At 59.2% G+C, this 21,683-nt stretch carries 27 protein-coding genes and 1 riboswitch; of the genes, 9 read left to right on the forward strand and 18 right to left on the reverse strand.

The genetic code is table 11. The annotated features are described in order from the left end of the window. Positions 1-3: 3 nt before the first annotated feature. Positions 4-264 carry a DUF4212 domain-containing protein gene (locus tag ACZ1HH_RS15385; RefSeq protein WP_011537271.1) on the reverse strand — a complete coding sequence of 87 codons (261 nt, stop codon included), beginning with the start codon at positions 262-264 and terminating at the stop codon, positions 4-6. A gap of 470 nt (positions 265-734) precedes the next feature. Between ACZ1HH_RS15385 and modA the strand changes: the two genes are divergently transcribed. From modA to ACZ1HH_RS15415, 6 genes are all read left to right on the forward strand, one after another. Next, a complete protein-coding gene (gene modA / locus ACZ1HH_RS15390) occupies positions 735-1,511 on the forward strand; it encodes a molybdate ABC transporter substrate-binding protein (protein WP_472635244.1) in 777 nt (258 codons plus the stop codon). 11 nt (positions 1,512-1,522) lie between these two features. After that, positions 1,523-2,215, forward strand: a complete 693-nt coding sequence (modB, locus tag ACZ1HH_RS15395) for a molybdate ABC transporter permease subunit (protein WP_416369603.1) — start codon at positions 1,523-1,525, stop codon at positions 2,213-2,215. After that, on the forward strand, positions 2,212-3,303 hold the full coding sequence (gene modC / locus ACZ1HH_RS15400) for a molybdenum ABC transporter ATP-binding protein (RefSeq protein ID WP_472635245.1): 1,092 nt from the start codon (positions 2,212-2,214) through the stop codon (positions 3,301-3,303). The genes modB and modC overlap by 4 nt, the downstream gene beginning before the upstream one ends. A gap of 110 nt (positions 3,304-3,413) precedes the next feature. Next, positions 3,414-4,094: an energy-coupling factor ABC transporter ATP-binding protein gene (locus tag ACZ1HH_RS15405; RefSeq protein WP_472635246.1), complete on the forward strand. Its 681-nt coding sequence runs from the start codon at positions 3,414-3,416 to the stop codon at positions 4,092-4,094. Then, positions 4,087-4,677: an energy-coupling factor transporter transmembrane component T family protein gene (locus tag ACZ1HH_RS15410; protein ID WP_472635247.1), complete on the forward strand. Its 591-nt coding sequence runs from the start codon at positions 4,087-4,089 to the stop codon at positions 4,675-4,677. The genes ACZ1HH_RS15405 and ACZ1HH_RS15410 overlap by 8 nt, the downstream gene beginning before the upstream one ends. A gap of 39 nt (positions 4,678-4,716) precedes the next feature. Further along, positions 4,717-5,256 carry a biotin transporter BioY gene (locus tag ACZ1HH_RS15415; RefSeq protein WP_472635248.1) on the forward strand — a complete coding sequence of 180 codons (540 nt, stop codon included), beginning with the start codon at positions 4,717-4,719 and terminating at the stop codon, positions 5,254-5,256. Positions 5,257-5,363: 107 nt separating this feature from the next. Here the strand turns inward: ACZ1HH_RS15415 and ACZ1HH_RS15420 are convergent, their stop codons facing one another. The 17 genes from ACZ1HH_RS15420 to ACZ1HH_RS15500 form a co-directional block, all read right to left on the reverse strand. Beyond that, positions 5,364-6,101, reverse strand: a complete 738-nt coding sequence (locus ACZ1HH_RS15420; protein ID WP_472635249.1) for an ABC transporter permease — start codon at positions 6,099-6,101, stop codon at positions 5,364-5,366. Next, the gene (locus tag ACZ1HH_RS15425) at positions 6,098-6,826 is read right to left on the reverse strand and encodes an ABC transporter ATP-binding protein (protein WP_472635250.1); all 729 of its coding nucleotides are present in this window, start codon (positions 6,824-6,826) and stop codon (positions 6,098-6,100) included. Before ACZ1HH_RS15425 ends, ACZ1HH_RS15420 begins: the two co-directional genes overlap by 4 nt. Beyond that, complete coding sequence (gene tenA, locus ACZ1HH_RS15430; RefSeq protein WP_472635251.1) at positions 6,823-7,500, reverse strand: thiaminase II; 678 nt, start codon at positions 7,498-7,500, stop codon at positions 6,823-6,825. Before tenA ends, ACZ1HH_RS15425 begins: the two co-directional genes overlap by 4 nt. Further along, a complete protein-coding gene (locus ACZ1HH_RS15435) occupies positions 7,497-8,432 on the reverse strand; it encodes an ABC transporter substrate-binding protein (RefSeq protein WP_472635252.1) in 936 nt (311 codons plus the stop codon). The genes tenA and ACZ1HH_RS15435 overlap by 4 nt, the downstream gene beginning before the upstream one ends. A gap of 20 nt (positions 8,433-8,452) precedes the next feature. Further along, the gene (locus tag ACZ1HH_RS15440) at positions 8,453-9,409 is read right to left on the reverse strand and encodes a HesA/MoeB/ThiF family protein (protein WP_472635253.1); all 957 of its coding nucleotides are present in this window, start codon (positions 9,407-9,409) and stop codon (positions 8,453-8,455) included. Then, positions 9,406-10,002, reverse strand: a complete 597-nt coding sequence (locus ACZ1HH_RS15445) for a thiamine phosphate synthase (RefSeq protein WP_472635254.1) — start codon at positions 10,000-10,002, stop codon at positions 9,406-9,408. The genes ACZ1HH_RS15440 and ACZ1HH_RS15445 overlap by 4 nt, the downstream gene beginning before the upstream one ends. Continuing rightward, positions 9,999-10,769 (reverse strand): thiazole synthase, encoded by a 771-nt coding sequence (locus ACZ1HH_RS15450; protein ID WP_472635255.1) that lies wholly within the window; start codon positions 10,767-10,769, stop codon positions 9,999-10,001. Before ACZ1HH_RS15450 ends, ACZ1HH_RS15445 begins: the two co-directional genes overlap by 4 nt. 2 nt (positions 10,770-10,771) lie before the next feature. After that, positions 10,772-10,966 (reverse strand): sulfur carrier protein ThiS, encoded by a 195-nt coding sequence (gene thiS, locus ACZ1HH_RS15455; RefSeq protein ID WP_487320502.1) that lies wholly within the window; start codon positions 10,964-10,966, stop codon positions 10,772-10,774. After that, on the reverse strand, positions 10,950-11,924 hold the full coding sequence (locus tag ACZ1HH_RS15460) for an FAD-dependent oxidoreductase (protein ID WP_472635257.1): 975 nt from the start codon (positions 11,922-11,924) through the stop codon (positions 10,950-10,952). The genes thiS and ACZ1HH_RS15460 overlap by 17 nt, the downstream gene beginning before the upstream one ends. Beyond that, positions 11,921-12,724, reverse strand: coding sequence for a bifunctional hydroxymethylpyrimidine kinase/phosphomethylpyrimidine kinase (thiD, locus tag ACZ1HH_RS15465; RefSeq protein WP_472635258.1), 804 nt, complete (start codon positions 12,722-12,724; stop codon positions 11,921-11,923). The genes ACZ1HH_RS15460 and thiD overlap by 4 nt, the downstream gene beginning before the upstream one ends. A 43-nt stretch (positions 12,725-12,767) precedes the next feature. After that, positions 12,768-12,871, reverse strand: a riboswitch (TPP riboswitch). 89 nt (positions 12,872-12,960) lie between these two features. Continuing rightward, positions 12,961-14,727, reverse strand: a complete 1,767-nt coding sequence (locus tag ACZ1HH_RS15470) for a SulP family inorganic anion transporter (protein ID WP_011537254.1) — start codon at positions 14,725-14,727, stop codon at positions 12,961-12,963. 69 nt (positions 14,728-14,796) lie between these two features. Beyond that, positions 14,797-15,681 (reverse strand): MBL fold metallo-hydrolase, encoded by an 885-nt coding sequence (locus tag ACZ1HH_RS15475; protein WP_416369613.1) that lies wholly within the window; start codon positions 15,679-15,681, stop codon positions 14,797-14,799. A gap of 26 nt (positions 15,682-15,707) precedes the next feature. Beyond that, positions 15,708-16,136, reverse strand: coding sequence for a DUF6691 family protein (locus ACZ1HH_RS15480; RefSeq protein WP_011537252.1), 429 nt, complete (start codon positions 16,134-16,136; stop codon positions 15,708-15,710). 4 nt (positions 16,137-16,140) lie between these two features. Continuing rightward, a complete protein-coding gene (locus ACZ1HH_RS15485) occupies positions 16,141-16,572 on the reverse strand; it encodes a YeeE/YedE family protein (RefSeq protein ID WP_472635259.1) in 432 nt (143 codons plus the stop codon). 2 nt (positions 16,573-16,574) lie between these two features. Continuing rightward, positions 16,575-16,787 (reverse strand): YgaP-like transmembrane domain, encoded by a 213-nt coding sequence (locus ACZ1HH_RS15490; protein ID WP_472635260.1) that lies wholly within the window; start codon positions 16,785-16,787, stop codon positions 16,575-16,577. A gap of 95 nt (positions 16,788-16,882) precedes the next feature. Next, a complete protein-coding gene (locus tag ACZ1HH_RS15495) occupies positions 16,883-17,548 on the reverse strand; it encodes a Crp/Fnr family transcriptional regulator (RefSeq protein ID WP_472635261.1) in 666 nt (221 codons plus the stop codon). Between the two features lie 9 nt (positions 17,549-17,557). Beyond that, complete coding sequence (locus tag ACZ1HH_RS15500) at positions 17,558-18,259, reverse strand: GntR family transcriptional regulator (RefSeq protein WP_472635262.1); 702 nt, start codon at positions 18,257-18,259, stop codon at positions 17,558-17,560. A gap of 201 nt (positions 18,260-18,460) precedes the next feature. Here ACZ1HH_RS15500 and ACZ1HH_RS15505 point away from each other — a divergent pair, with 201 nt between their 5' ends. The 3 genes from ACZ1HH_RS15505 to ACZ1HH_RS15515 all read left to right on the forward strand — a co-directional run bounded on the left by ACZ1HH_RS15505 (position 18,461) and on the right by ACZ1HH_RS15515 (position 21,659). Next, the gene (locus ACZ1HH_RS15505) at positions 18,461-19,546 is read left to right on the forward strand and encodes a TRAP transporter substrate-binding protein (RefSeq protein ID WP_472635263.1); all 1,086 of its coding nucleotides are present in this window, start codon (positions 18,461-18,463) and stop codon (positions 19,544-19,546) included. Positions 19,547-19,614: 68 nt separating this feature from the next. Further along, on the forward strand, positions 19,615-20,112 hold the full coding sequence (locus ACZ1HH_RS15510; protein WP_416369619.1) for a TRAP transporter small permease subunit: 498 nt from the start codon (positions 19,615-19,617) through the stop codon (positions 20,110-20,112). After that, a complete protein-coding gene (locus ACZ1HH_RS15515; RefSeq protein ID WP_472635264.1) occupies positions 20,109-21,659 on the forward strand; it encodes a TRAP transporter large permease in 1,551 nt (516 codons plus the stop codon). Before ACZ1HH_RS15510 ends, ACZ1HH_RS15515 begins: the two co-directional genes overlap by 4 nt. The last annotated feature ends 24 nt before the right edge of the window (positions 21,660-21,683 follow it).

Raw genomic sequence — 21,683 nt, forward strand, 5'->3', positions numbered from 1 at the left:
TGATTATTCCTCGTCCACGCCGTGTTCTTTATCGAGTTGGTTCATCCGCCAGGCGTAGAAGAAGATCAGCGCCAGAAAGACGAGGATTGAACCCTGCTGTGCGAACCAGAACCCAAGATCGGTGCCGCCGACCGAAATCCCGGAGAGCAGGGGGCGCAGGATGATCCCGAACCCAAAGGAGACCAAGGCCCAGATAACAAGGCTGATCAGGATGAGCCGCACATTCGCGGCCCAATAGGCGTTACTGTCTTCGTTTGCACTCATGGTGCGTCCTCCACTTTTATCACGTCGAATACGTAGGTGGTGGCAGGGGCATTTAGGCGTCGCGCGGACGGCTCAATGCAGGCCCAAAGTCCGAGGTACCCACTGGGCTTTCGCCTCTCCTCCTTGGCTTGGGGGTGCCCCCAGCGCTCGGACGAATTGCCACCGGTATGCTGTCAAAACTTCTCTCAATCCCTCCGTGCAGCCGGTCTGAGACATTTTTGGGCTTACCTTAATGACAGTGTTTGATTCCTGCGCGCATTAGGCGCGTATCAGAAAATATTCTGTAAATTTCCCGTCATATTTGCTGACATTGGATGTAAATTAGTTGTCTATCGTCGCTCACCTCATGCGACAGGGGCGACAGCCAGGCGCCACAAACAGGACCTCAGACAGAGTTTTGCACCCCCGCTTGCGCGCCTGGGATGGACGACATAGTTTCTCCAATGTCGCATCAGCTCTGGAAGTGTTTCATGAAATCCCGGCAGTTCAGGAAGTGGAGCCTTATTGCGTTGTTCGTGGCGGCATTGACCTCGGGTTTCGCCACCGCATCAGTTGCTGCAGATCCTCTGCGCATCTTTGCCGCCGCAAGCCTGAAAACCGCCCTTGATGAAATCGCCCAAAACTTCTCAGAGCTCCATGACACGGAGGTGTCTGTGTCTTATGCAGGCTCCTCCGCACTGGCGCGCCAGATCGGATTGGGGGCGCCGGCGGATGTCTTCATCTCGGCAAATGGGGCCTGGATGGATGTTCTCGAAGAACAGGGCCATGTCCGCGTGGACAGTCGCAGAGATCTACTTGGCAATCGACTTGTTGTGATCGCCGCCAAAGGCGCCGCCCCCCTCAGCGGACTGAACGCGCTGCCGGAGAAGCTGGCAGATGGGCGCCTTGCGATGGCACAGATCAACGCAGTCCCCGCCGGGCTCTATGGCAAGGCGGCACTTGAAAAGGCAGGGGTCTGGCGCGCGCTTACTAGGCATGTTGCGCAAACCGATAACGTGCGGGCAGCGCTCGCGCTCGTGGCGACTGGCGCTACGCCTTATGGGCTCGTCTATCTCACGGACGCCACCGCCGACGCGCGCGTCTCTGTCGTCTTCAACATTCCCGAGGATTTGCATCCCCCAATCGTCTATCCAGCGGCAGCAGTCTCGGACAACGACCTAAGCTTCGGATTTCTCGACCACTTACAGTCTACCCCCGCGCAGAGCCTCTTTCGATCTCAGGGGTTTATTCCGATGGGTGCCCCGTGAGCGGGCAGGGCATGCTAGGCTTTGGACCGGACGAGATCCAAGCCATCCTGCTCTCCGTCAAGGTGGGCTTTTGGGCCATGACCCTGAGCCTGCCGCTCGGCATTTTAACCGCCTATGCGCTGGCCCGTTGGAATTTCCCCGGCAAATCGCTTTTGAATGGGCTGGTTCACCTGCCTTTGATCTTGCCGCCGGTGGTGACAGGGTATCTGCTGCTGCTGCTCTTTGGGCCAGCGGGGCCAATGGGACGGCTCCTGGCCAACTTCGGTATCTCGGTCGCGTTCAAATGGACCGGCGCAGTGCTTGCGGCAGCGATCATGGGCTTTCCGCTGCTGGTGCGCGCCTTGCGGCTGTCCTTTGAACTGATCGACCCCAAGCTGGAGCGTGCAGCCTCAACTCTTGGCGCCTCTCCGTTTTGGGTATTCTGCACGGTGACACTGCCGCTGGCCTTGCCCGGGGTCATTGCGGGCATGGTGCTGGCCTTTGCCAAAGCCATGGGAGAGTTCGGCGCAACAATCACGTTTGTGGCAAATATTCCCGGAGAGACGCAGACCCTGCCTTCGGCGATCTACGCCTTCCTGCAGGTGCCCGGTGCCGAAACAGCGGCGATCCGGCTCGTGATCATCTCGGTGCTGATCTCCTTTGCTGCCTTGCTGCTCTCGGAGGCATTGAACCGACGTCTCGCAAAGAGGCTGGCCGCCACATGAGTTTTGACGTGGATATTGCCCTGTCCCAAGGCCGGTTTCGCCTGGAGGCGCAGTTCTCCGTGCCGGGTGGGCTGACGGTTTTGTTCGGCAGATCCGGATCAGGCAAGACCACCCTGATCAATGCGGTTGCAGGGCTGATTACGCCAGAGCGCGGCCGTATCCAGATCGGCCAGCGGGTGCTTTATGACTCGGTCAGGGGTGTCGCGCTGCCCGCCCACAAACGACGCCTCGGCTATATCTTTCAGGACGCGCGGCTCTTTCCTCATCTCAGTGTTCAGCAGAACCTCCTTTATGCGCATCGCTTTCTCCCCCGATCCAGCCGCACCGCTGACCCCGATCGGATCGTGGACCTGTTGGGGCTGGGTGCGCTGTTGCAGCGCCGTCCTGCGCAGCTTTCGGGAGGGGAAAAACAGCGCGTTGCGATTGGGCGCGCGCTTCTCGCTGCTCCCGAACTGCTTCTAGCGGATGAGCCGTTGACCGCGCTTGATGAGGCCCGAAAGCTTGAAATCCTGCCGTATTTTGAGCGCATCAGAGACGAGCTCAAAGTGCCGGTCCTATATGTCAGCCACGCTGCCAGCGAAGTGGCCCGTCTGGCGAGCCATGTTGTTGTTCTGGATCACGGACGAGTCACACAGGTCGGGTCCGCCAGCGGGGTGCTCTCGGATCCTGCGATTGTCCCAACCGGCGTGCGCAACGTGGGCTCTGTACTCATCGCAGAGCTGTTTTTGCAGCACTCCGATGGGCTCAGCGAATTGCGCATCAATGGGCTAAAGCTGTTTGTGCCCCGGATTGATCGCCCGATCGGGACCGTGATGCGCCTGCGCGTCGCCGCGCATGACATTATCCTTAGCAACACCAGACCCGAAGGGCTTTCGGCCCTCAATGTTCTGCCAGGAACCATCACGGCGATCCGCGCGGGCGAGGGGCCAGGAGCCTTGGTGACACTTGAAACTGCCGGGGGCCCGATGCTGGCCCGCGTCACCCAGAGGTCGGTTGCAACGCTGGATCTGAAGGTCAGCAAAGCCATCTATGCGATCATGAAATCCGTGGCCATCGCACCGCAAGACATTGGTACAGATGGGCTTTAGCGCCACCAGCGCGATATTATAGATAATATATTATTTTCAAGTCGCCGGAGATTTCGTATAGCGCTAGCCAAGGCTCCTTGGGGTAGCGCGGAATAACGGGATCGAAACCTATGATCGAAGTTCAAGATGTCAGCCTGACACTGGATGATCGGCCGATCCTGCGCGACATCAACCTCACGCTGCGCGAAAAGCGAATTGCCATCGTGGGAAGCAATGGCAGTGGCAAAAGCAGCTTTGTACGTTTGCTGAACGGTTTGCGCTTGCCGAGCTCGGGTAGGGTGTGCGTGGATGGCCAAGACACCCGCACAGAAGGCCGCAAACTGCGTCGTCGCGTGGGGTTCGTGTTTCAAAACCCCGATAATCAGATCGTGTTTCCCATCGTCGAGGAAGACGTGGCCTTTGGCCTCAAAAACCTTGGTGTCCCCCCAAAAGAACGTGACGCGAAGGTCACTGCGGTGCTCGAGCGCTATGGCTTGCAAGAGATGCGCAAACAGCCCGCGCATACATTGAGCGGAGGGCAGAAGCAGCTTCTAGCGATTGCGGGCGTGCTTGTGATGGAGCCTGAGTATGTGGTGCTCGACGAACCGACGACGCTGCTTGATCTGCGCAACACGCTGCGAATTTCGCAGGCAATCAGCGCACTCGAGCAAACCGCAATCATGGTGACTCATGACCTTGACCTCATTCGGGAGTTTGACCGCGTGATCGTCTTTGAACAGGGCCGGGTCTTTGCGGATGACGTGCCGAATGCAGCACTCGAACGCTATGTGGAGGCGATGCGCGATGCTTGACCTCTATGTCGATGGGCGCTCCGTTTTGCACCGGTTGGGGCCAGGTTGGAAGATCCTCGCGCTGGCAGTTTCGGGCACCTTGCTCTTCGCTGTGGATCATATTCTGCTCACGCTCGGCTGGTTATGCCTCACACTTGCGCTCTACCTTGTGGCGGACCTGCCGCTCTCTCGGGCGTGGCAACAAATCCGTCCGGCGCTCTGGATTTTTGCGCTGATCTTTCTGGCGCAGATCCTGTTCAATAGCTGGCAACTGGGACTGTTCGTGGTCATACGGCTTGCGGTTCTGTTGATGATGGCAGGGCTTTTGACGCTGACGACCAGATCCAGCGATATGATAGATGGCATCGAAGCGGGACTCAGGCCGCTTCAGAGACTAGGCCTTCGGACCAAAGGCATCAGCCTCGCGATCTCGCTCACGCTGCGGTTCATTCCCGTGCTCACAACTGTGGTTCAGGACGTCCGCGAGGCCCAGAGTGCCCGCGGCCTAGATCGCAGTCTCTTTGCCATCGCCATTCCCTCGATTATTCGCACGCTGCGCATGTCCGAAGAGATTTCAGACGCCATCGACGCGCGCGGGTTCTAAAGCAAAACACTGTCACACCGACATAAAGGAGCCTTTCATATGGCCACCAAAGACATCGTTCTGATCGCGCTCTTTGCGGCGATTATTGCAGCCCTCGGCGTTGTGCCTCAGATCACCATCCCGATGGCAGGCGGAGTACCAATCACCGCGCAGTCCATGGGCGTCATGCTGGCCGGGGCACTCTTGGGGGCCAAACGCGGCGGCTTGGCCGTGGTGTTGTTTCTCGTTTTGGTGGCCGTGGGTCTGCCGCTTCTGTCGGGGGGCCGAGGTGGCGCGGGCGTGTTCTTTGGCGCCTCCGGCGGCTTCTTGATCGGATTCCCCATCGGTGCCTTTATGATCGGCTTTCTCTTTGACAGACACACGGGCCAGCCGGGGTTTGTGCTATCGCTGATCTATGTCCTGATCGGTGGCGTCGGAGTGATCTACCTGCTGGGTGTCCCGTGGCTCGCACAGGTGGCAGAAATCTCGCTTTCTCAGGCTCTTGCCGGATCACTTGCATTTGTGCCCGGAGACCTCATCAAAGCAGTGCTCACTGTTTTGATCGCACGCGAAGTTCGCAAAGCGATGCCGAATCTCTGAACAATGCGCGCCTGAGGGGCTTACCCGCGGGCGCGATAGCTATGATCGCATTTGAGATACACGAAATCCTATAATGGTAGTTATGTTAACTCAGAACTACAGCGTTCTTATGACCGAACATGACGTCCCAGATCTCGGGTGAGCCGGCGCACGGCCAGATGTAGCAGGACTGAAAACACGCCCAGCGTAAGCATAGCGGCAAACATCAAATCCGTCTTGGCCCGTCCATTGGCCAAGAGCATCAGATACCCCAGTCCACGAGACGCACCGACCCATTCTCCGATGACGGCTCCGATGGGCGCATAGACCGCGGCGAGCCGAATGCCCGATGCCAGTGATGGCAAGGCCGCAGGCACGCGGATATGCCACAGAACGCGCAAGGGCGTGGCCTGCATCGTGCGCGCCAGATCAAGATACCCTTGCGGCGTCCGCATCAAACCATCGAAAAACGAGGCCGTGACCGGAAAATAGATAATCAGTACCGCCATCGCAATTTTCGACCACAGGCCAAAGCCGAGCCAGAGCGTGAGGATCGGCGCCAGCGCAAAAACAGGTAACGCTTGGGTGAAAACAAGGATTGGTTGCACCAGCAGACGCGCAGTGCGCGATGTCGCCAGATGGAGCGCGGTCAGGACGCCGAGCGCCACACCGATCACCAGCCCGATCAGCACCTCCGCTGCGGTGACAAGTGTGTTTTCGGCAATGACTGCGAGATTGTCCCACCACGCCTGTGCGACAATCACTGGGCCGGGCAAAATGAATTTGGGCAAACCCGTCAGGCTCACGATGGCCTGCCACAAGAACAGAGCAAAAACGGTTGCAGCAAGAACAGGCCATGGCTTCATGCGCCCTGCCCTCGCAAAAGCCTCATCAAGGCTGCCTGGCATTTGAGCGTTTCCAACGCCTCCACCGGTCTGGGAACAGAAGTGGCGGGCGGCGGGCATGTCATCAGTTTGTTCGGTGTCATGATGGCGATCTGGTGCCCGAGCCGCGCAGCCTCAGATGGGTCATGGGTCACGATCAAAACAGTCTTGTCCTGCAGCACCTCGACCGCCAGCTCTTGCATCAAGGCCCTTGTCTGGGCGTCCAGCGCCGAAAACGGCTCATCCAAGAGCACAACGGGCTTGTCTTCTACCAAAGTGCGCGCCAAGGCCGCCCGCTGCCGCTGGCCGCCGGACAGCTCCGCGGGGTGCTTGGTGGCGTGATCAGACAGCCCGACCCGCGCCAGGATCTCGTCGAGGTCCAGATGGTCCGTCGGTTCTGCGCGAAGGCGCGCACCCAGTTGGACGTTTTCGCGGATTGTTGCCCATGGCAGCAACAGGTCATCCTGGGCCATGTAAGCCACCCGCGACGGGAGTGCGCCCCCGTCGCTGGTCGTTATGGTGCCATGAAATTCCGCACCGGTTGGCAGACCACAGACCAGCCGCAAGATCGTTGATTTTCCAACGCCTGACCCGCCCAAAAGGCAGGTCCAGCGCCCAGCATCCAACGTGAGCGACACCGGCGCAAACAGAGCCGTGCCGTCAATCGACGCCGATCCCTTGATCGTGATGCTGGGCGCAAGGCTCATGGCGTGAGTCCCATTTGCCAGAAGCCGACTTCAAGCTCTGTTGCAGTGTGGAACGTCTGACACAGGCGGGACCATCTCGGCGACGAGGTGAACTCTGCACCCAACCGACGCTCGAGTGCGTCGTCAAGCAAAGTTCCGACCGCCTTGCAGGCTGCCTGATAGTCGTCACCGCCATAGGTGTCGATCCAGTCCCCGTAGAGCGTCGAGGTCGCCTCGGCGGTCAGGCGCTTTCCGATCTCGCCATAACCCATCACGCAAGGCGCCAACGCCGCAAGCAGATCGAGCAGATCCCCACTGTATCCCGCCTCCAGCACAAAGCGCGTGTAGGCGAGGTTCTCGGCCCGTTCGCGAGTGGCGAACAGCGCTTCCTGCGAAATCCCCGCAGCCTCGCATATGCCGATATGGAGCTGCATCTCCTCAGCGACCAACGCATTCACTGTGCCAACGGCCGCCAGCATCTCGCTGTGGGTTTCAGATTTGACAACCGCAAGCGCCCAAGCGCGTGAAAAGTGGATCAAGAACACATAGTCCTGCTGCAAATAATGCAGAAACGCCTCTCGCGGCAGGGTTCCGGCTTTGAGCCCTTCGACAAAGGCATGGTGGGTATACGCCCGCCACGCCGGTTCTGCCTCTGCGCGCATCAAGGAGAAAGCCTTGCCATAGGGTTCGCTCATGGGGCAGTCACGTCGATTGCGATGGCGTCTACGGGGTTCAGGCTGTCGATCATGCCGCTGTCTTTGAGAAAGGCCTCAAACCGTGTGTAGCGACCCGCATCAAACCCGGCCGGGCGCAGCGCAAAGCGAGGCAGCGTGTCGACCCATGCACGTGCATTCAATTCGTCCTGCAGCTCGGTCGAGGTCGCCGCAAAGATTTCCCAGCTTTTCTCGGGGTTGTTCACGATATACTGGGTCGCCTTTTCCGTTGCAGCGAGGAAACGCGCGATTTTATCCGTGTCCGTCCGCTCTGGATTGGCGACATAAATCAGTTCGTCATAGGAAGGCACACCTTCCTCTTCGACGTAGAAACACCGCCCCTCGACGCCTTCGATCTCCATCTGGTTCAGCTCAAAGTTCCGAAAAGCACCGATGACTGCGTCAACCTGCCCCGACATCAGAGAGGGCGACAAAGAGAAGTTCACATTAATCATCTCAATGTCGTCAGAGGAGACACCATGCTGGCCCAGCATCGCTTGCAGCACGGCCTCTTCGACACCGGCCACGGAGAAGCCGATTTTCTTGCCGGCGAGGTCTGAAAGATCCTGAATTGGGCCATCCTTTAGCACCAGAAGACAGTTCAGAGGTGTTGCAACCAAGGTGCCGACGCGTTTCAGAGGCAGGCCTTCGTGGATCTGAAGGTGAAGTTGCGGTTGATAAGAAACGGCCAGATCCGCCTGACCCGCAGCCACGAGCCTTGGGGGGGCCGATGGGTCTGCTGGAGCGACAACCTCGACCTCGAGGCCCTGTTCGGCGAAATAGCCGTTTTCCTCGGCAATAATGATCGGGCCATGGTCGGGATTGACGAACCAATCCAAGAGCAATGTCATTCTATCCTGCGCCATAGCGGGGGTGGCGGCCAGCATGGCCAGCGCTGCGATGAGCGTCTTCATAGTAAGCGTCCTTCCTGTCCTTAGGATGCGGAGGCCGCGACGAGAACGATCTCGCCCGGCCAGATGGGGTGAATTCTTTCTGCCGTGCGCCAGGCCCGCAGACCCGTTGCGCAGCACAGCACCAAACGTTTTTGGGGATTGGGCAGGGTCTGCAACAGCATCTCTGGGTCCGATCGCTTGGCCTGAGGGTGAAGCAGTGGCGCATCTGCGCGCAACTCGATGATGTGATCGTCTGCCTGTAGCTCTTCTATGGCTACAAATGGAAAGCTCACCTCGGGTTCGGGCGCATGGTCGAAACGAAAGGTCGTCGAGCGATAGCTGCGACAATCCAGCTGTACCATTTGGCCCAGAGGCGAGGGCACATGTTCCAAGAGAATATTGAGCGCCATCTGAGCCTGCAGCGCGCCAATCATTCCAACCACAGGGCCATAGACACCTGCGGTTTCACAGCTGGCACCGTTGTCGGGGGCATCGGGGAACACCGCCCGCAAGGAAGGCGCCCCACCGCAAAAACCGCCAACATATCCGCCTGACCCCAGCACCGAAGCGCTGATAAGCGGAGTCTTCTGGGCATGGCAGAGATCGCTCAGGAGGTAGCTCACGGCATAGCTGTCCGCACAATCGAGCACGAGATCCACATCTGCAAGAACGAGCGGCGCATTGGCTGGAGTGAGCGCATGTGCAACCGCGACGATCTCAATTTCACTGTTGAGCGCGCTGCAGCGCTGCGCGGCGACCTCGGCTTTGGGACGGCCACAGTCGGTTTCTTGAAACAAGGTCTGGCGATGCAGATTGGACAGGCTCACAACATCGCCGTCGATCAGCGTGATATGTCCGATCCCGGCCCCCGCCAAGAGCGGCAGAACCGGCGCAGCGAGACCCCCTGCCCCTACCACCAGAACGCGCGCAGTGCTGAGACGCGCCTGCCCCGCAGCCCCCACCTCGGGCAGCATCATCTGGCGAGCGTAGCGGCTCATCGCGTGGCCTCGACCCATTGCCGCACCCGCGCTTCGGGATCAGCGTTGAGGGTAATATCGGTGACCACAGAAACGATGTCGGCGCCGGCCTCAAATACCCCGGGCGCGCGCTCGACCGACATGCCGCCAATGCCGACCAACGGGATAGAGCCGATCCGGGTTTTCCATTCGCGCACCCGCGGCAGACCCTGCTCGTGCCATTTCATCTGCTTCAGGATGGTCGGGTAGACCGGTCCCAGAGCCACATACTCCGGTGACAGTGCAAGCACGCGATCAAGCTCATCCTCATCGTGGGTGGAAACACCCAGTTTGAGACCGGCAGCGCGGATGGCTTTCAGATCTGCATCATCGAGATCCTCCTGGCCAAGGTGGACCCAATCGCAGCCCAGCTCGATTGCAAGCTGCCAGTAATCGTTCACAACGAGCACCGCGTCATGCTGACGACAGAGATCGCGGGACCGTGCGATATGCTGCTGAACCACGTCGATGGGCTGATCCTTGATGCGCAATTGCACCAGCTTGACGCCCAATGGCAGCATCCGCTGCAGCCAATCGGCGGCGTCAAAAATCGGATAGAAACGATCGAGCGTCATGACAAAAACGCCTTTCCAATCACAGGTGTCGAGGCTTCGGCCATATCGCGCGCCTCGATCGGATCAGCCGCATGCGCCAGTTGTCCGGCTTCAATTGCTGCCATCATCGCGCGTGCCATCATCGGAGGATCACCGGCACGCGCAACGGCCGTGTTCAGCAGCACCGCGTCAAAGCCTATTTCCATCGCCTGCGCGGCGTGGCTCGGCAGTCCAATGCCCGCATCGATCACCAAGGGAACCTCGGGAAACTCCGCACGCATCGCGCGCAGGGCATAAGGGTTGTTCAGCCCCCTGCCGGACCCGATCGGCGCGCCCCATGGCATGAGCACATCGCAACCTGCCGACAGAAGACGCTCGGCAACGATCAGGTCCTCGGTGGTGTAAGGAAAGACTTTGAAGCCCTCCCCGGTGAGGATCTTCGCCGCTTCCACCAGTTGAAACACATCCGGTTGCAGGCTGTCGGTATGGCCAATCAGTTCAAGCTTGATCCAGTTCGTGTCAAAAACCTCGCGCGCCATATGCGCTGTGGTCACAGCTTCTTTGATGGTGTGGCATCCGGCGGTATTGGGCAGAATATGCACGCCAAGATCCGCAATCAGCTTCCAAAAGGACGCACCCGCCCCCCCGGCCCCTTCGCGGCGTAGCGAAACTGTCGCCACCCCGGCTCCGCTTTGGCGAAAGGCCTGTTCCAGAACCGCAGGGCTTGGATATTGGGCGGTGCCCAGCATCAGAGGATTGGGCAGCTCAACGCCGTAAAAGCTCTTCATGCTCAGCCCCCCTGCATCGGTGCAAGGATTTCGATCCGGTCGCCATCGCTCAGGGGCTGCGTCGCGCGCTGCGCTACCGGTACAAAGGTTTCATTGACTGCCGTTGCGACCCGTCCCGAAAATCCGCGTTCTTCCAGCAGCGCCGCGAGCGTGGTGGCCGTGACCTCCACCGCCGCGCCGTTAACAGTGATCTTCATCAACCATCTCCGAATGTATGTTGTTGAGCACCAGATCCGCCACGCCACGCGCCAACGCGGGCGCAAGAAGATACCCGTGCCGATAAAGCCCATTGGCATAGATCCGCCCCTTCAACCGGCGGATCCGTGGCAGGTTGTCGGGAAATGCAGGGCGCAGATCGACGCCGATCTCGAGGATCTCCGCCTCTCCAAAGCCCGGGTTCAGCGCATAGGCCGCGCTGAGCAACTCAAGCATCGAGCGCGCGGTAACACGGGCGCGGTCTTCGCTCTCGATCATGGTTGCGCCGAGCATATAGAGGCCGTCTCCACGCGGCACAACGTAGAGAGGGATCCGCGGGTGCAGCAGTCGCACAGGTCGCGTCAGCGTCACATCCGGGCAGCGGATGACCAGCATTTCACCCTTAACACCGCGTAGATCCGCCAGGCAATCGCGCGCCTTCAAGCCTCTGCAATCAATCACATTTTCAAGATCATCCGGCGCGCACTCAGCATGAAAAACCACGCCCTCTTGCATTAGCCCCTCATAGAGATCCGCAAGCGCCCGGCGCGGGTCCAGATGAGCCTCTTCTTCAAAAAAGAGGGCCTGCGAAAAGCCACCGAGATCGGGTTCCAGTTCCGTGATGTCGTGGTCGATCTGACGAAACCCTTCGGTGCGGCGAGCAAAGCGGCGCAGATCCGGAATGTCGCGCCGCCCGGCCACCACCAAAGTGCCGCGATGGGTGACTTGGGTTCTGTCCTGCCACCACTGGATTGCCTCTTGCCCCAGCCGCAAGACCGGCTCTTCGGCGTTTTCGTATTCGCACCAAGGGGCAAGCATGCCCCCTGCCCACCACGAGCACCCATGGGCGCCGGGCGGACCGGCGGGGTCAAAGACCTGCACCCTTGCGCCGCGCGCTACCAGTTCCGTGGCAACTGCGAGCCCAGCGACACCCGCTCCGATGACAGAATAGAGCATCATGCGGACCAGAAGGCGTGGAAGTGATGGACAGGGCCGTGACCATGACCCACGGCCAGCGCATCCGCATGGGCAATTGCGCCTTGAAGGTACTCATGCGCCTCCTGCACGGCTTCTGGAAGCGTCAGGCCTTTGGAGAGGCCAGCGGCAATGGCAGAGGAAAGGGTGCAGCCGGTGCCATGGGTGTTTTTTGTGTGCTGGCGCTGCGCACGGAAACATGCGCGGACCTCGCCCCCCGACACAAGAATATCTTCGCAGATCTCCCCTGCCCCATGACCGCCTTTCATGAGCACAGCCTGTGCCCCCAGCTCGCAAAGTGCGAGACCTTGCGAGATCATCTCATCAGTCGACTGCGCAACCGGTTGATCCAACAGGCACGCCGCCTCGGGCAGGTTCGGGGTCAAAACAGTGGCGCGTGGCACAAGCTCCTTTCGAAGGCTGTCGACCGCATCCGCAGCAAGCAGCGCATCACCGGATTTGGCAATCATCACCGGATCAAGGACGATTTCCCCCGAAAATGCGCCGAGCGCCTCATGGACACAGCCGATTATGCCCGGGGTAGCGAGCATTCCAATCTTGATCGCGCGCACATCAAGATCGCTCAGAACAGCCTCAATCTGAGCCGAGATGACCTCTAGCGGGATTGAATGCACCGCCGTCACGGCGCGGGTGTTCTGGGCGGTGATGGCCGTAACCACGCTGGCACCGTAAACGCCAAGCGCGGACATGGCCTTGAGGTCCGCCTGAATACCAGCCCCGCCGCCACTGTCAGATCCTGCGATGGTCAATGCGATATGCGCCACTACAATGCTCCCATAAATAGGGGCACCGGCAAAGAGAGAGTCCGCACATCAGTAGACCGTTCCCTACGCCGGTATTGCCCGGATCAGGTTCGATGGGTTAGCGCATGCACGCCTCTCAGCCTCCAGGAGGCACCCCAACGGTTCGCTGTTCAGCTAGCAACTGTGGCGCGTGGAGTCAAACGCACCCGCTCTCATGGCGCGCGTTATGTGCAACGATCTCTTGTAACAAGATAGGCTCATGCGCCGCAGCGCAGCTGGTCGCCCTGCCCTGTGTCCGCAGCGCCCTGTTGCGCCCCCGCGGTCAGATTGGCCCAGGCCTCATATTGAGAAAGGAAGATCTTTCCGTTCATTTCGTCAATGAAATCAGATCTTTGAAGGCGATCCATCACGGGGCCTTTGACCTCGGAAAGGTGGAGACCAACGCCCATGTCCTTTAGGCGGTGATTGATGGCTTCGAGGCTCTCGAGCGCAGAATAGTCCACCATGTTCACCGCCGAAAACATAAGCACCACATGCTTGATCGCGCAGCCTTCGGTGACGCGTTTCTGGATCAGGTCCTCGAGAAATCGGGCGTTGACGAAGTAGAGGCTTTCATCGACGCGCAGCGACACCAAACGGGGGTCCGTTTGGACGTTGTGACGGTCGATGTTGCGAAAATGCTGGGTGCCGGGCACCAGCCCAACCTCCGCCACATGGGGGCGAGAGGTCTTGTAGAGGTGCAAGACCACAGAGAGGATGACGCCTGAGGCGACACCGATTTCGACACCGAGTCCCAGGGTCAAAAGAATGGTGGCCGCAACAGCGATGAAGTCAGCATGCGAATAGGTCCAGGTTTTTTTGAGGATCGACAGGTCGACGAGGCTCAGCACAGCCACGATAATGGTCGCCGCCAGTGTCGCGATCGGCAGGTAATAAACCAACGGGGTGAGGGCCACGGCGGCAAGGGCCAACCCGATGGCCGTGAAGGCCCCTGCAGCCGGCGTCTCGGCGCCAGCGTCAAAGTTCACAACCGACCGTGCAAAGCCGCCTGTTACCGGGTAACCCCCGGTAAAGGCGGCCCCTAAATTGGCCGCGCCGAGGCCGATCAACTCCTGATCCGGGTCAATGCGCTGGCGTCGCTTGGCGGCAAGAGTTTGCGCCACGGAAACAGACTCAACAAAACCGATGATGGAAATCAGGATCGCGGGCACCAGAAGCGCTCCGATCAGATCGGGAGCAAAGCCCGGCATCGTGAGCGGTGGTAAGCCCTGGGGTACTTCACCCACGATTTTGACGCCCTTCTCAGCAAGGTCAAATCCCCAGACAACCACAGTCGTGGTGACGACGGCCGCCACTGGCCCCGCCTTGTTCAGAATATCCGCCAAGAGCGGCGGCGTCCCCATGCCATGCAGTGTCTGCTTCAGGTGTTTGCGAGCCCAGAATAGAAAGCCTGTCGCGCTGGCTCCGATCAACAAGGTGATCCAGTTTACCTCGCCCAGACGCAGCGCGATCGAATAGAGCATCTCCGGCAAGGTATGACCTTCGGCACGAATGCCGAGGATATGTTTGATCTGGCTTGTCGCGATTAGAATACCCGACGCGGTGATAAAACCCGCGATGACCGGGTGGCTCAGAAAATTGGCAATGAAGCCAAGTTTGAGCACCCCCATCAGGACCAGAAAGCTCCCCGACAAGAAGGCCAGCGTGAGGGTCGCGACGACATACCCCGCCGTGCCCTGTTCGGCCACTTGCCCCACAGCAGATGCTGTCAACAGCGACACCACCGCAACCGGACCAACCGCAAGCGCCCGGCTGGTGCCAAAAACCGCATAGAGCAGGATAGGCGCGATGGAGGCATAGATCCCGGCTTCGGGCGGCAATCCCGCCAAAAGGGCATAGGCCAACGACTGCGGGATCAACATGATCGTCACGATCACCGCCGCTATGAGATCATTCGACAGGGCGGATTTGTCGTAGTCCCGGCCCCATACGAGGATGGGGAAATATTGGCGAAAGCTCGGCATTCTTCTTTGGGTTCCTTATGCAGCCAATCGCGCCCGGGCAGGGCCCGCTACGCGATGGTGATGCGAAGATCAGAGGCCATTCAGAGGCACCTTGAGCATGGGATGCCCGTCTTTGTCGGTGGGCACCTCGCCTGCCCGCATGTTGACCTGCAGGGATGGAATGATGAGCTTCGGCATATCAAGCTGCGCGTCCCGCTGGGTGCGGAATTTGACAAACTCCTCCTTCGAGATGCCGCCGCCAACGTGGATATTATGGGCCTTTTCGTCGCCCACCGTAGTCTCCCACGCGATGTCTCGCCCGTTCGGGCCATAGTCGTGGCACATGAACAGCCGCATCTCGTCCGGCAGCGCCAGCACCTTTTGGATGCTGTCATACAGGGTTCCAGCGTCACCGCCGGGGAAATCCGCGCGGGCAGAGCCGCCATCGGGCATAAACAGCGTATCGCCGACAAAGGCTGCATTTCCCATCACATGTACCATACAGGCGGGCGTGTGACCGGGCGTATACATCGCAAAAGCCTGCATCGAGCCGATCATATAGGTGTCGCCGTCCTCCAGCAGTCGGTCGAACTGGGAGCCATCGCGCTGAAACTCCGTGCCTTCATTGAAGATCTTGCCGAAAGTGTCCTGCACCACCATGATCTTGGCACCGATTGCGATCTTACCGCCCAGCTTCTCTTGGATGTAGGGCGCGGCCGAGAGGTGATCCGCATGAACATGGGTCTCGATGATCCACTCCAGCTTTAGCCCCTGCGACGTGATGTGATCGATCAATGCATCGGCATGCTCATAGGTGATCCGCCCCGCCGCATAGTCGATGTCCATCACGCTGTCGATGATGGCGCAGGCGGACGACGCGGGATCCTTTACGATATAGCTGATCGTGTTTGTAGCCTCGTCAAAGAAAGCCTGAACCTCGGGTTTGACGTCCATATTCACAGGGTAATGGGCCATAGAATCCGCTCCGGATAGCATGTGGATTAAGAGGTGACGTTACTGGGCAAGTTTGAAAGAAGACGGCGCAGAAAAAAACCGCCAATGACTGCGAGGAGGAACAGCGCGACCTCCCAGCGGCCGGTGCCCAGGGCCGGGATCGCCGCACCAGGACAAAAGCCGGCGATGCCCCAGCCAACCCCAAAGAGCGCCGCACCCCCCACCAGTTTTGAGTCGATCAAGGTCGAAGAAGGGATCTGAAAGCGCCCCTCAAAAAGCGGTGCCTGCCGGCGCCAGACCAACCGGTAGCCGATAAATGTGATGGTAAGCGCGCCGCCCATCACAAAGGCGAGGCTTGGATCCCACCCCCCTGCAATATCAAAGAAATTCAGAACTTTGGCGGGATTCATCATCCCAGAGAGCGCGATCCCGACGCCAAAGACAAGGCCGGTCAGAACAGTATAGATAAATCGCATCTTGTTAGCCTCCAAAAACGTGACGGATCAGGAATACGGTTATGGCCGCGGTTGCCATGAAGGTGGGGACCGCTACGATAGAGCGCAGCGAAAGCCGCGAGAGGCCGCAAACGCCATGCCCGGATGTGCAGCCAGAACCAAGGCTTGCGCCGAAGCCAACAATCACGCCGCCAATGACGATCATGGCGGGACTTGAGGGAACCGAAATGGCAGGCATCACGCCGGTGGCGAAATAAATCGCTCCGGGCGCGAGCAGCGTGCCGAGTATGAGCGCGACGCGCCAAGACAGTTCTTCTCGCGAAGTCACAAAGACTGTGCCCGACAGAATTCCTGTTGCCCCCAAGATGCGGCCCAGTCCGAGCATCAGCAGAACGGCTGCCAGGCCAATCAAGGTCCCGCCCCCAAATGACAACACAGGCGTAAAGTCAGTTTGCATTTTTATCTCCGACAGGTTTTGAGACCAAAGATGGTGTAGAGGGGACAGACCCGCGTCATCGCCACCACCAGCATTACCACAGCAACCGCGATTACGCCGTATCGCACGATAGCGCTTTGAAAGAGCGCAAGGTCGCTCATCAGCGCAAGATACAAGAGTCCCAGCCCCAGTGCCGCGCGCAAGATCCGGTCAAGTGTTCCGACATTCATCGCCATGCCATTCTCCAATTAGATCGTTGACCAAAATCTAACCGGTTGGCGCGTCAGCTTCAGTGATATTGTCACCCAAGCGGTTTTTGGTGGCTGCAGCCTCAGACGCTCGCGGCCATGGCGCGCAATGCGGCGCGGTTCAATATGGTGATGCGCCCTCGAGATTGGCTGATCATTTCCCGCTTTTGAAAGTCGTGCAGCACCCGCGAGATTACCTCGCGAGCGGTTCCCAATTCGCTGGCAATCTGCTGGTGCGTCGCCGCGATTTCACTATCTGCGCCCGCGAGTGTCAGGAGTCGGTCGGCAAGGCGCACATCAATGCGCCCGAAGGCCACATCATCCACCACCCGCAGCAGATCAATGAGCCGGCGTGAATAGGCTGCAAACACAAAGGAGCGAAATGCGGGTTCCTCGGCCACCAATTGGTCAAAAGTAGACTTCGGGAGCTGAATGACGGTCACATCGGTTTCGGCAATGCCCTCGGCGTTATAGGCCTCCTCAGCGAGCATGCAGGCGGTTGTCAGGACACAGCTTTCACCCGCATCCACACGGTAGAGCACGATGTCGCGGCCATTGTCCGAGCTTTGCGAGACCCTGATGGTCCCTTTGAGCAGAAACAGCAGACTGTCCGGCAGGTTGGCCGGACCAAAGACTTCCTGCCCTTTTTTGTAGGTCTGCGCATGGCTCACCCGTTCGAGGCGGGTACGGGTGGCATCGGGCAAGGCTCGGGTGCCCTGAAAATGCGCGGTCCAATCTGCGATCTGCATGACAGTGTTCTATCCTTGGGTGAACAATTGATAGCCGGGATGAGCCACGGCGCACAGACTGGAAATCGGCGCAGCACCGATCCAGGTTGTGCGCTCCATCACAAACAACGCGTCGCCGTCATGGCTTTGCAGGACGTCCTGATCGCTCGGGGTGGCTTTGCGGGCATAGAGACGCAGATCGCAGCGGCTGTAGGGACGATTGCGCACCAGCCATTCATTGGCGTTCTCCCGTGTCAGGTCCACGTCGGCGATTTCGGGAACTGTCTCTAGGCAGATCCAGCGATCTTCAAAGATGTAGGGGCGGTTATCCGCAAGATGCAGCGCCTCGACCCGCAACATGTCGCGGGGTTCAGAGAGAGCAAAGTTAGCCATGATCGCAGGCGGGGTCGGCTGGACCGATTTGCGCAGCAAACGGTGCCGATACTGGCTCCCCCGTCGCTCCACTTCGAGCCGGGTGATCGGGATGTCCAAGGTCGCCCGCGTGACCGGATCCCGCCGGACGGTGGTGCCACCACGGCGCTTGCGCTCGACCACCCCGCTCTGCGCCAGATCGCGCATTGCCCGATGAACCGTTGAGCGCGCGCAGCCAAATTGCAGGGCGAATTCCTCGTCGCGCGGCAGCTTGTCTCCCGGCCCATAGGTCGAGTTCAAGATCATGCTGCGAATACTGTCCCGGATCTCCATCCAGGAATGTCGTCGCTTCTCCACCATCTGCCACCCTCAAGGTCAACCGCCACCCATTGCCTGATAATTGTGCAAGCCCCTGCTTGTCCAGATTGCCTTGGCTAAAGGGTGCGAGGAAGATTGACAACAATATGTACCTACATATTAAAGTAAAGCACCTACAAAACAAAACCGAGTCTGCATCCGGCGCGCGCCAGATCGCAGACCTACCGACAGAGGACTGGACACATGCAAAGACGCGCGTTTCTCAAGACTGGTGCCATGGGCGCAGCCGCCACAGCCTTGGCGAGCCCGGCGATTGCCCAAGGAAAGATGCAATGGAAGCTGGTCACAGCCTGGCCCAAGAACCTGCCGGGGCCGGGGGTTGCCGCACAGATGCTGGCAGACCGCATCACAACGCTGTCGGGCGGACGTATTGAGGTCAAACTCTTCGCTGCAGGCGAGCTTGTGCCGGGGCGCGGCGTCTTTGATGCGGTCTCCGAAGGCACGGCAGAGCTCTATCATGCGGTTCCGGCCTACTGGGGGTCCAAATCCAAGGGCATTTTGCTTTTTGGCTCGCAGCCCTTTGGCCTGCGCGCAGACGAGCAGTTTGGCTGGCTCTACCATGGTGGCGGTCAGGCGCTCTATGACGAGATGTATGGCCGCTTTGGTATCAAGCCTTTCCTCTGCGGTAACTCCGGCCCGCAATGGGGCGGCTGGTTCAAAACCGAGATCAATTCCGTCGAAGACCTGAAGGGGTTGAAGTTCCGCACCACGGGCCTTGCCTCCGAAATGGCGTCGAAACTCGGCATGGCAGCCGAAGCCACCAGCGGACCGGCCATGTTCCAAGGCCTGCAAACGGGTGCATTGGACGCAGGCGAGTTTATCGGCCCCTGGACCGACAGCGCACTTGGCTATTACCAGGTCGCCAAGAACTACTACTGGCCCGGCGTGGGTGAACCCTCTTCTGCCGAGGAATGCGGGGTAAACGCTGACGTCTTTGCCGAACTGCCGGATGATCTCAAACAGGTTGTCTCGCTGGCCTGCGAAAGCCTCTACAATCCGGTCTGGACGGAATACACCACCAAGCACGCACTGGCGCTGAAGAAAATGGTCGAAGAGGACGGCGTTCAGGTCAAGATGTTCCCGTCCGACGTGATCGAGGCCATGGGCACCGCAGCAGCAGAAGTCATCTCTGAGCTGCGCGAAGACGAAGACGAACTTGTGCGCCGTATCACCGAGAGCTTTATCAGCTATCGCGACAGTGTGGGCGGCTACATGACCTATGCCGACAACGGCCAGATGAACGCCCGCGCCTCGGTTATGGGCTACTGATTACGACACCAATCTGCCGGCGCTCATAATAACCGAGCGCCGGCTTTTTTCTTGAAAGAGGGGGCAGGATGATACGGGTTGCCGATGCTTTGGATGGCATCAATCGCGGGCTTGCGCATGTGATCCGCTGGTTGGCGCTGCTGATGGTTCTGGTTCAATTCGCCATCGTCGTGGGGCGATATGTCTTTGGTGTGAACTCTATCGCGGCACAGGAGAGCGTGCTCTATATGCACTCTGCGCTTTTTATGCTGGCGGCGGGTTACACGCTGCTCGTGGACAAACATGTGCGTGTGGACGTGTTTTTTGCAGGCCTGAGCCCGGCCGGGCAACGCCGCGTCGATGTCTTTGGGCACCTGTTCCTGCTGATGCCGTCCATGACCGCCCTTCTCTATTGGTCCTGGCCGTCGGTGCGCAATTCCTGGTCGATCCTTGAAGGACCGCTCGCAGTAGGCGGCATCGAAGCGGTTTTTCTGCTGAAATCCCTGATCCCCGCGTTTTGCGTGCTGGTCATGCTGCAATCGCTCTCCCTACTGATCCGCCTGCTCTTTGAAAGTGATCGCCGATGACTTCCTCCCTCGACCTGATCATGTTTGCCGCCTTGATGGCGGCCATACTCATGGGATTTCCGGTCGCCTTCTCGATTGCGGGCATCGCTGTATTTTTTGCCTATCTGGGCTGGATGCTGGGGGTGATGGATATTTCGCTCCTTGGCGCCTTTGGCCAGCGGGTGTTTGGACTTCTGAGCAATGAGGTGCTGATCGCCATTCCGCTGTTTGTGCTGATGGGTGCAATCCTCGAAAAGAGCCGTATCGCAGAAGAGCTTCTGGACACGATGGGGCGTCTTTTTGGGCAGCTCAAAGGCGGTCTCGGAATTTCCGTTGTATTGGTTGGAGCGCTTCTGGCGGCGTCCACCGGCATTGTGGGCGCAACCGTTGTCGCAATGGGCATGATCGCGCTGCCGGCGATGTTGCGGGCTGGTTATGACCCAAGAGTCGCCTCGGGCATCGTCTGCACGGCGGGCACGCTGGGACAGATCATTCCACCCTCGACGCTGCTGATCATCCTCGCCGATGTTATGTCCAACGCCTATCAACAGGCCCAATACGAACAGGGAAAGTTCGCTGTCGAAGCCTTGTCAGTGGGCCAATTCTTTGCCGCGGCCCTGATCCCAGGGCTTGTACTGGTGGTACTTTATCTTCTGTATATCCTGATCCGGGGCCTTCTGCGCCCCGAGGACATGCCTTCGGCTCCGGCTGGCATTGCGCGACCTCATCGCACCGAAGTGTTGCGGGCGGTGGTGCCCCCGATCCTTTTGATCTTTGCCGTGCTGGGCGCGATCCTTGGTGGCGTTGCCACCCCGACCGAGGCCGCCTCGGTCGGAGCCATCGGCGCGTTGTTGATGGCTGGTCTCAGGACCGGAGGCCCGCTTCGCAGCATCTTGCTTGGCGCGGGCGCGCTGATTGCCCTCGGCATCTTGTCGGGCCTGCACCCCGTCCGCCTGCAGCGCAACGATCTGAGCAGCATGGATCTGGTGATAGGCTTGATTTATGCGCTGCTCGCAGCTGCCGGCGCCATTGCGGTGCTCCTGTCTCTGCGCGCGGGTCTGAAGAAGCGCATCCTGCATGATGCGGTCACCTCTACGGCCACCATGACCTCGATGATCTTTGCCACCATGCTCGCAGCGAGCATGTTCTCTCTTGTTTTCATTGGCCTTGGAGGAGAGGACCGCGTTGCGCATATCCTGAGCGAGTTGCCCGGCGGTCCCTCTGGGGCGCTCTTGTTCTCCATGTTGTTTATATTTGTGCTGGGATTCTTTCTCGACTTTGTCGAGATCTCCGTAATCGTCTTGCCACTGGTGACGCCAACCTTGATCCTGATGGGACATGATCCGGTCTGGCTCGGGATCTTGATCGCGATTAACCTTCAGACGTCCTTCCTGACACCACCCTTCGGCTTTTCGCTGTTTTACCTGCGAGGAGCCGCCCCAAAGGAGATCACAACGCGCCATATCTATCAGGGCGTCATCCCCTTCATAGGTTTGCAGGTGCTTGGAGTGATCCTGGTCTGGTTCATCCCCGGTCTGGCCACATGGCTTCCCGAGGCCATCTTCTGACGAACAACCATGACGACAAAAGCA

The sequence above is a fragment of the Epibacterium sp. HA2-3 genome, from assembly GCF_055693725.2.

Coding starts and splice junctions, on each gene's coding strand:
- ACZ1HH_RS15435 (WP_472635252.1), bottom strand. CDS start 8,432: ATGAAGACGCTCATCGCAGCGCTGGCCATGCTGGCCGCCACCCCCGCT.
- thiS (WP_487320502.1), bottom strand. CDS start 10,966: ATGAAGATCACTGTTAACGGCGCGGCGGTGGAGGTCACGGCCACCACG.
- ACZ1HH_RS15410 (WP_472635247.1), top strand. CDS start 4,087: ATGCTTGACCTCTATGTCGATGGGCGCTCCGTTTTGCACCGGTTGGGG.
- ACZ1HH_RS15515 (WP_472635264.1), top strand. CDS start 20,109: ATGACTTCCTCCCTCGACCTGATCATGTTTGCCGCCTTGATGGCGGCC.
- ACZ1HH_RS15405 (WP_472635246.1), top strand. CDS start 3,414: ATGATCGAAGTTCAAGATGTCAGCCTGACACTGGATGATCGGCCGATC.
- modB (WP_416369603.1), top strand. CDS start 1,523: ATGCTAGGCTTTGGACCGGACGAGATCCAAGCCATCCTGCTCTCCGTC.
- ACZ1HH_RS15485 (WP_472635259.1), bottom strand. CDS start 16,572: ATGCAAACTGACTTTACGCCTGTGTTGTCATTTGGGGGCGGGACCTTG.
- modA (WP_472635244.1), top strand. CDS start 735: ATGAAATCCCGGCAGTTCAGGAAGTGGAGCCTTATTGCGTTGTTCGTG.
- ACZ1HH_RS15490 (WP_472635260.1), bottom strand. CDS start 16,787: ATGGCGATGAATGTCGGAACACTTGACCGGATCTTGCGCGCGGCACTG.
- ACZ1HH_RS15505 (WP_472635263.1), top strand. CDS start 18,461: ATGCAAAGACGCGCGTTTCTCAAGACTGGTGCCATGGGCGCAGCCGCC.
- ACZ1HH_RS15510 (WP_416369619.1), top strand. CDS start 19,615: ATGATACGGGTTGCCGATGCTTTGGATGGCATCAATCGCGGGCTTGCG.
- ACZ1HH_RS15460 (WP_472635257.1), bottom strand. CDS start 11,924: ATGATGCTCTATTCTGTCATCGGAGCGGGTGTCGCTGGGCTCGCAGTT.
- ACZ1HH_RS15475 (WP_416369613.1), bottom strand. CDS start 15,681: ATGGCCCATTACCCTGTGAATATGGACGTCAAACCCGAGGTTCAGGCT.
- ACZ1HH_RS15425 (WP_472635250.1), bottom strand. CDS start 6,826: ATGAGCCTTGCGCCCAGCATCACGATCAAGGGATCGGCGTCGATTGAC.
- ACZ1HH_RS15415 (WP_472635248.1), top strand. CDS start 4,717: ATGGCCACCAAAGACATCGTTCTGATCGCGCTCTTTGCGGCGATTATT.
- ACZ1HH_RS15385 (WP_011537271.1), bottom strand. CDS start 264: ATGAGTGCAAACGAAGACAGTAACGCCTATTGGGCCGCGAATGTGCGG.
- ACZ1HH_RS15480 (WP_011537252.1), bottom strand. CDS start 16,136: ATGCGATTTATCTATACTGTTCTGACCGGCCTTGTCTTTGGCGTCGGG.
- ACZ1HH_RS15445 (WP_472635254.1), bottom strand. CDS start 10,002: ATGACGCTCGATCGTTTCTATCCGATTTTTGACGCCGCCGATTGGCTG.
- ACZ1HH_RS15420 (WP_472635249.1), bottom strand. CDS start 6,101: ATGAAGCCATGGCCTGTTCTTGCTGCAACCGTTTTTGCTCTGTTCTTG.
- ACZ1HH_RS15495 (WP_472635261.1), bottom strand. CDS start 17,548: ATGCAGATCGCAGATTGGACCGCGCATTTTCAGGGCACCCGAGCCTTG.
- tenA (WP_472635251.1), bottom strand. CDS start 7,500: ATGAGCGAACCCTATGGCAAGGCTTTCTCCTTGATGCGCGCAGAGGCA.
- modC (WP_472635245.1), top strand. CDS start 2,212: ATGAGTTTTGACGTGGATATTGCCCTGTCCCAAGGCCGGTTTCGCCTG.
- ACZ1HH_RS15450 (WP_472635255.1), bottom strand. CDS start 10,769: ATGAAGAGCTTTTACGGCGTTGAGCTGCCCAATCCTCTGATGCTGGGC.
- ACZ1HH_RS15470 (WP_011537254.1), bottom strand. CDS start 14,727: ATGCCGAGCTTTCGCCAATATTTCCCCATCCTCGTATGGGGCCGGGAC.
- ACZ1HH_RS15440 (WP_472635253.1), bottom strand. CDS start 9,409: ATGAGCCGCTACGCTCGCCAGATGATGCTGCCCGAGGTGGGGGCTGCG.
- ACZ1HH_RS15500 (WP_472635262.1), bottom strand. CDS start 18,259: ATGGTGGAGAAGCGACGACATTCCTGGATGGAGATCCGGGACAGTATT.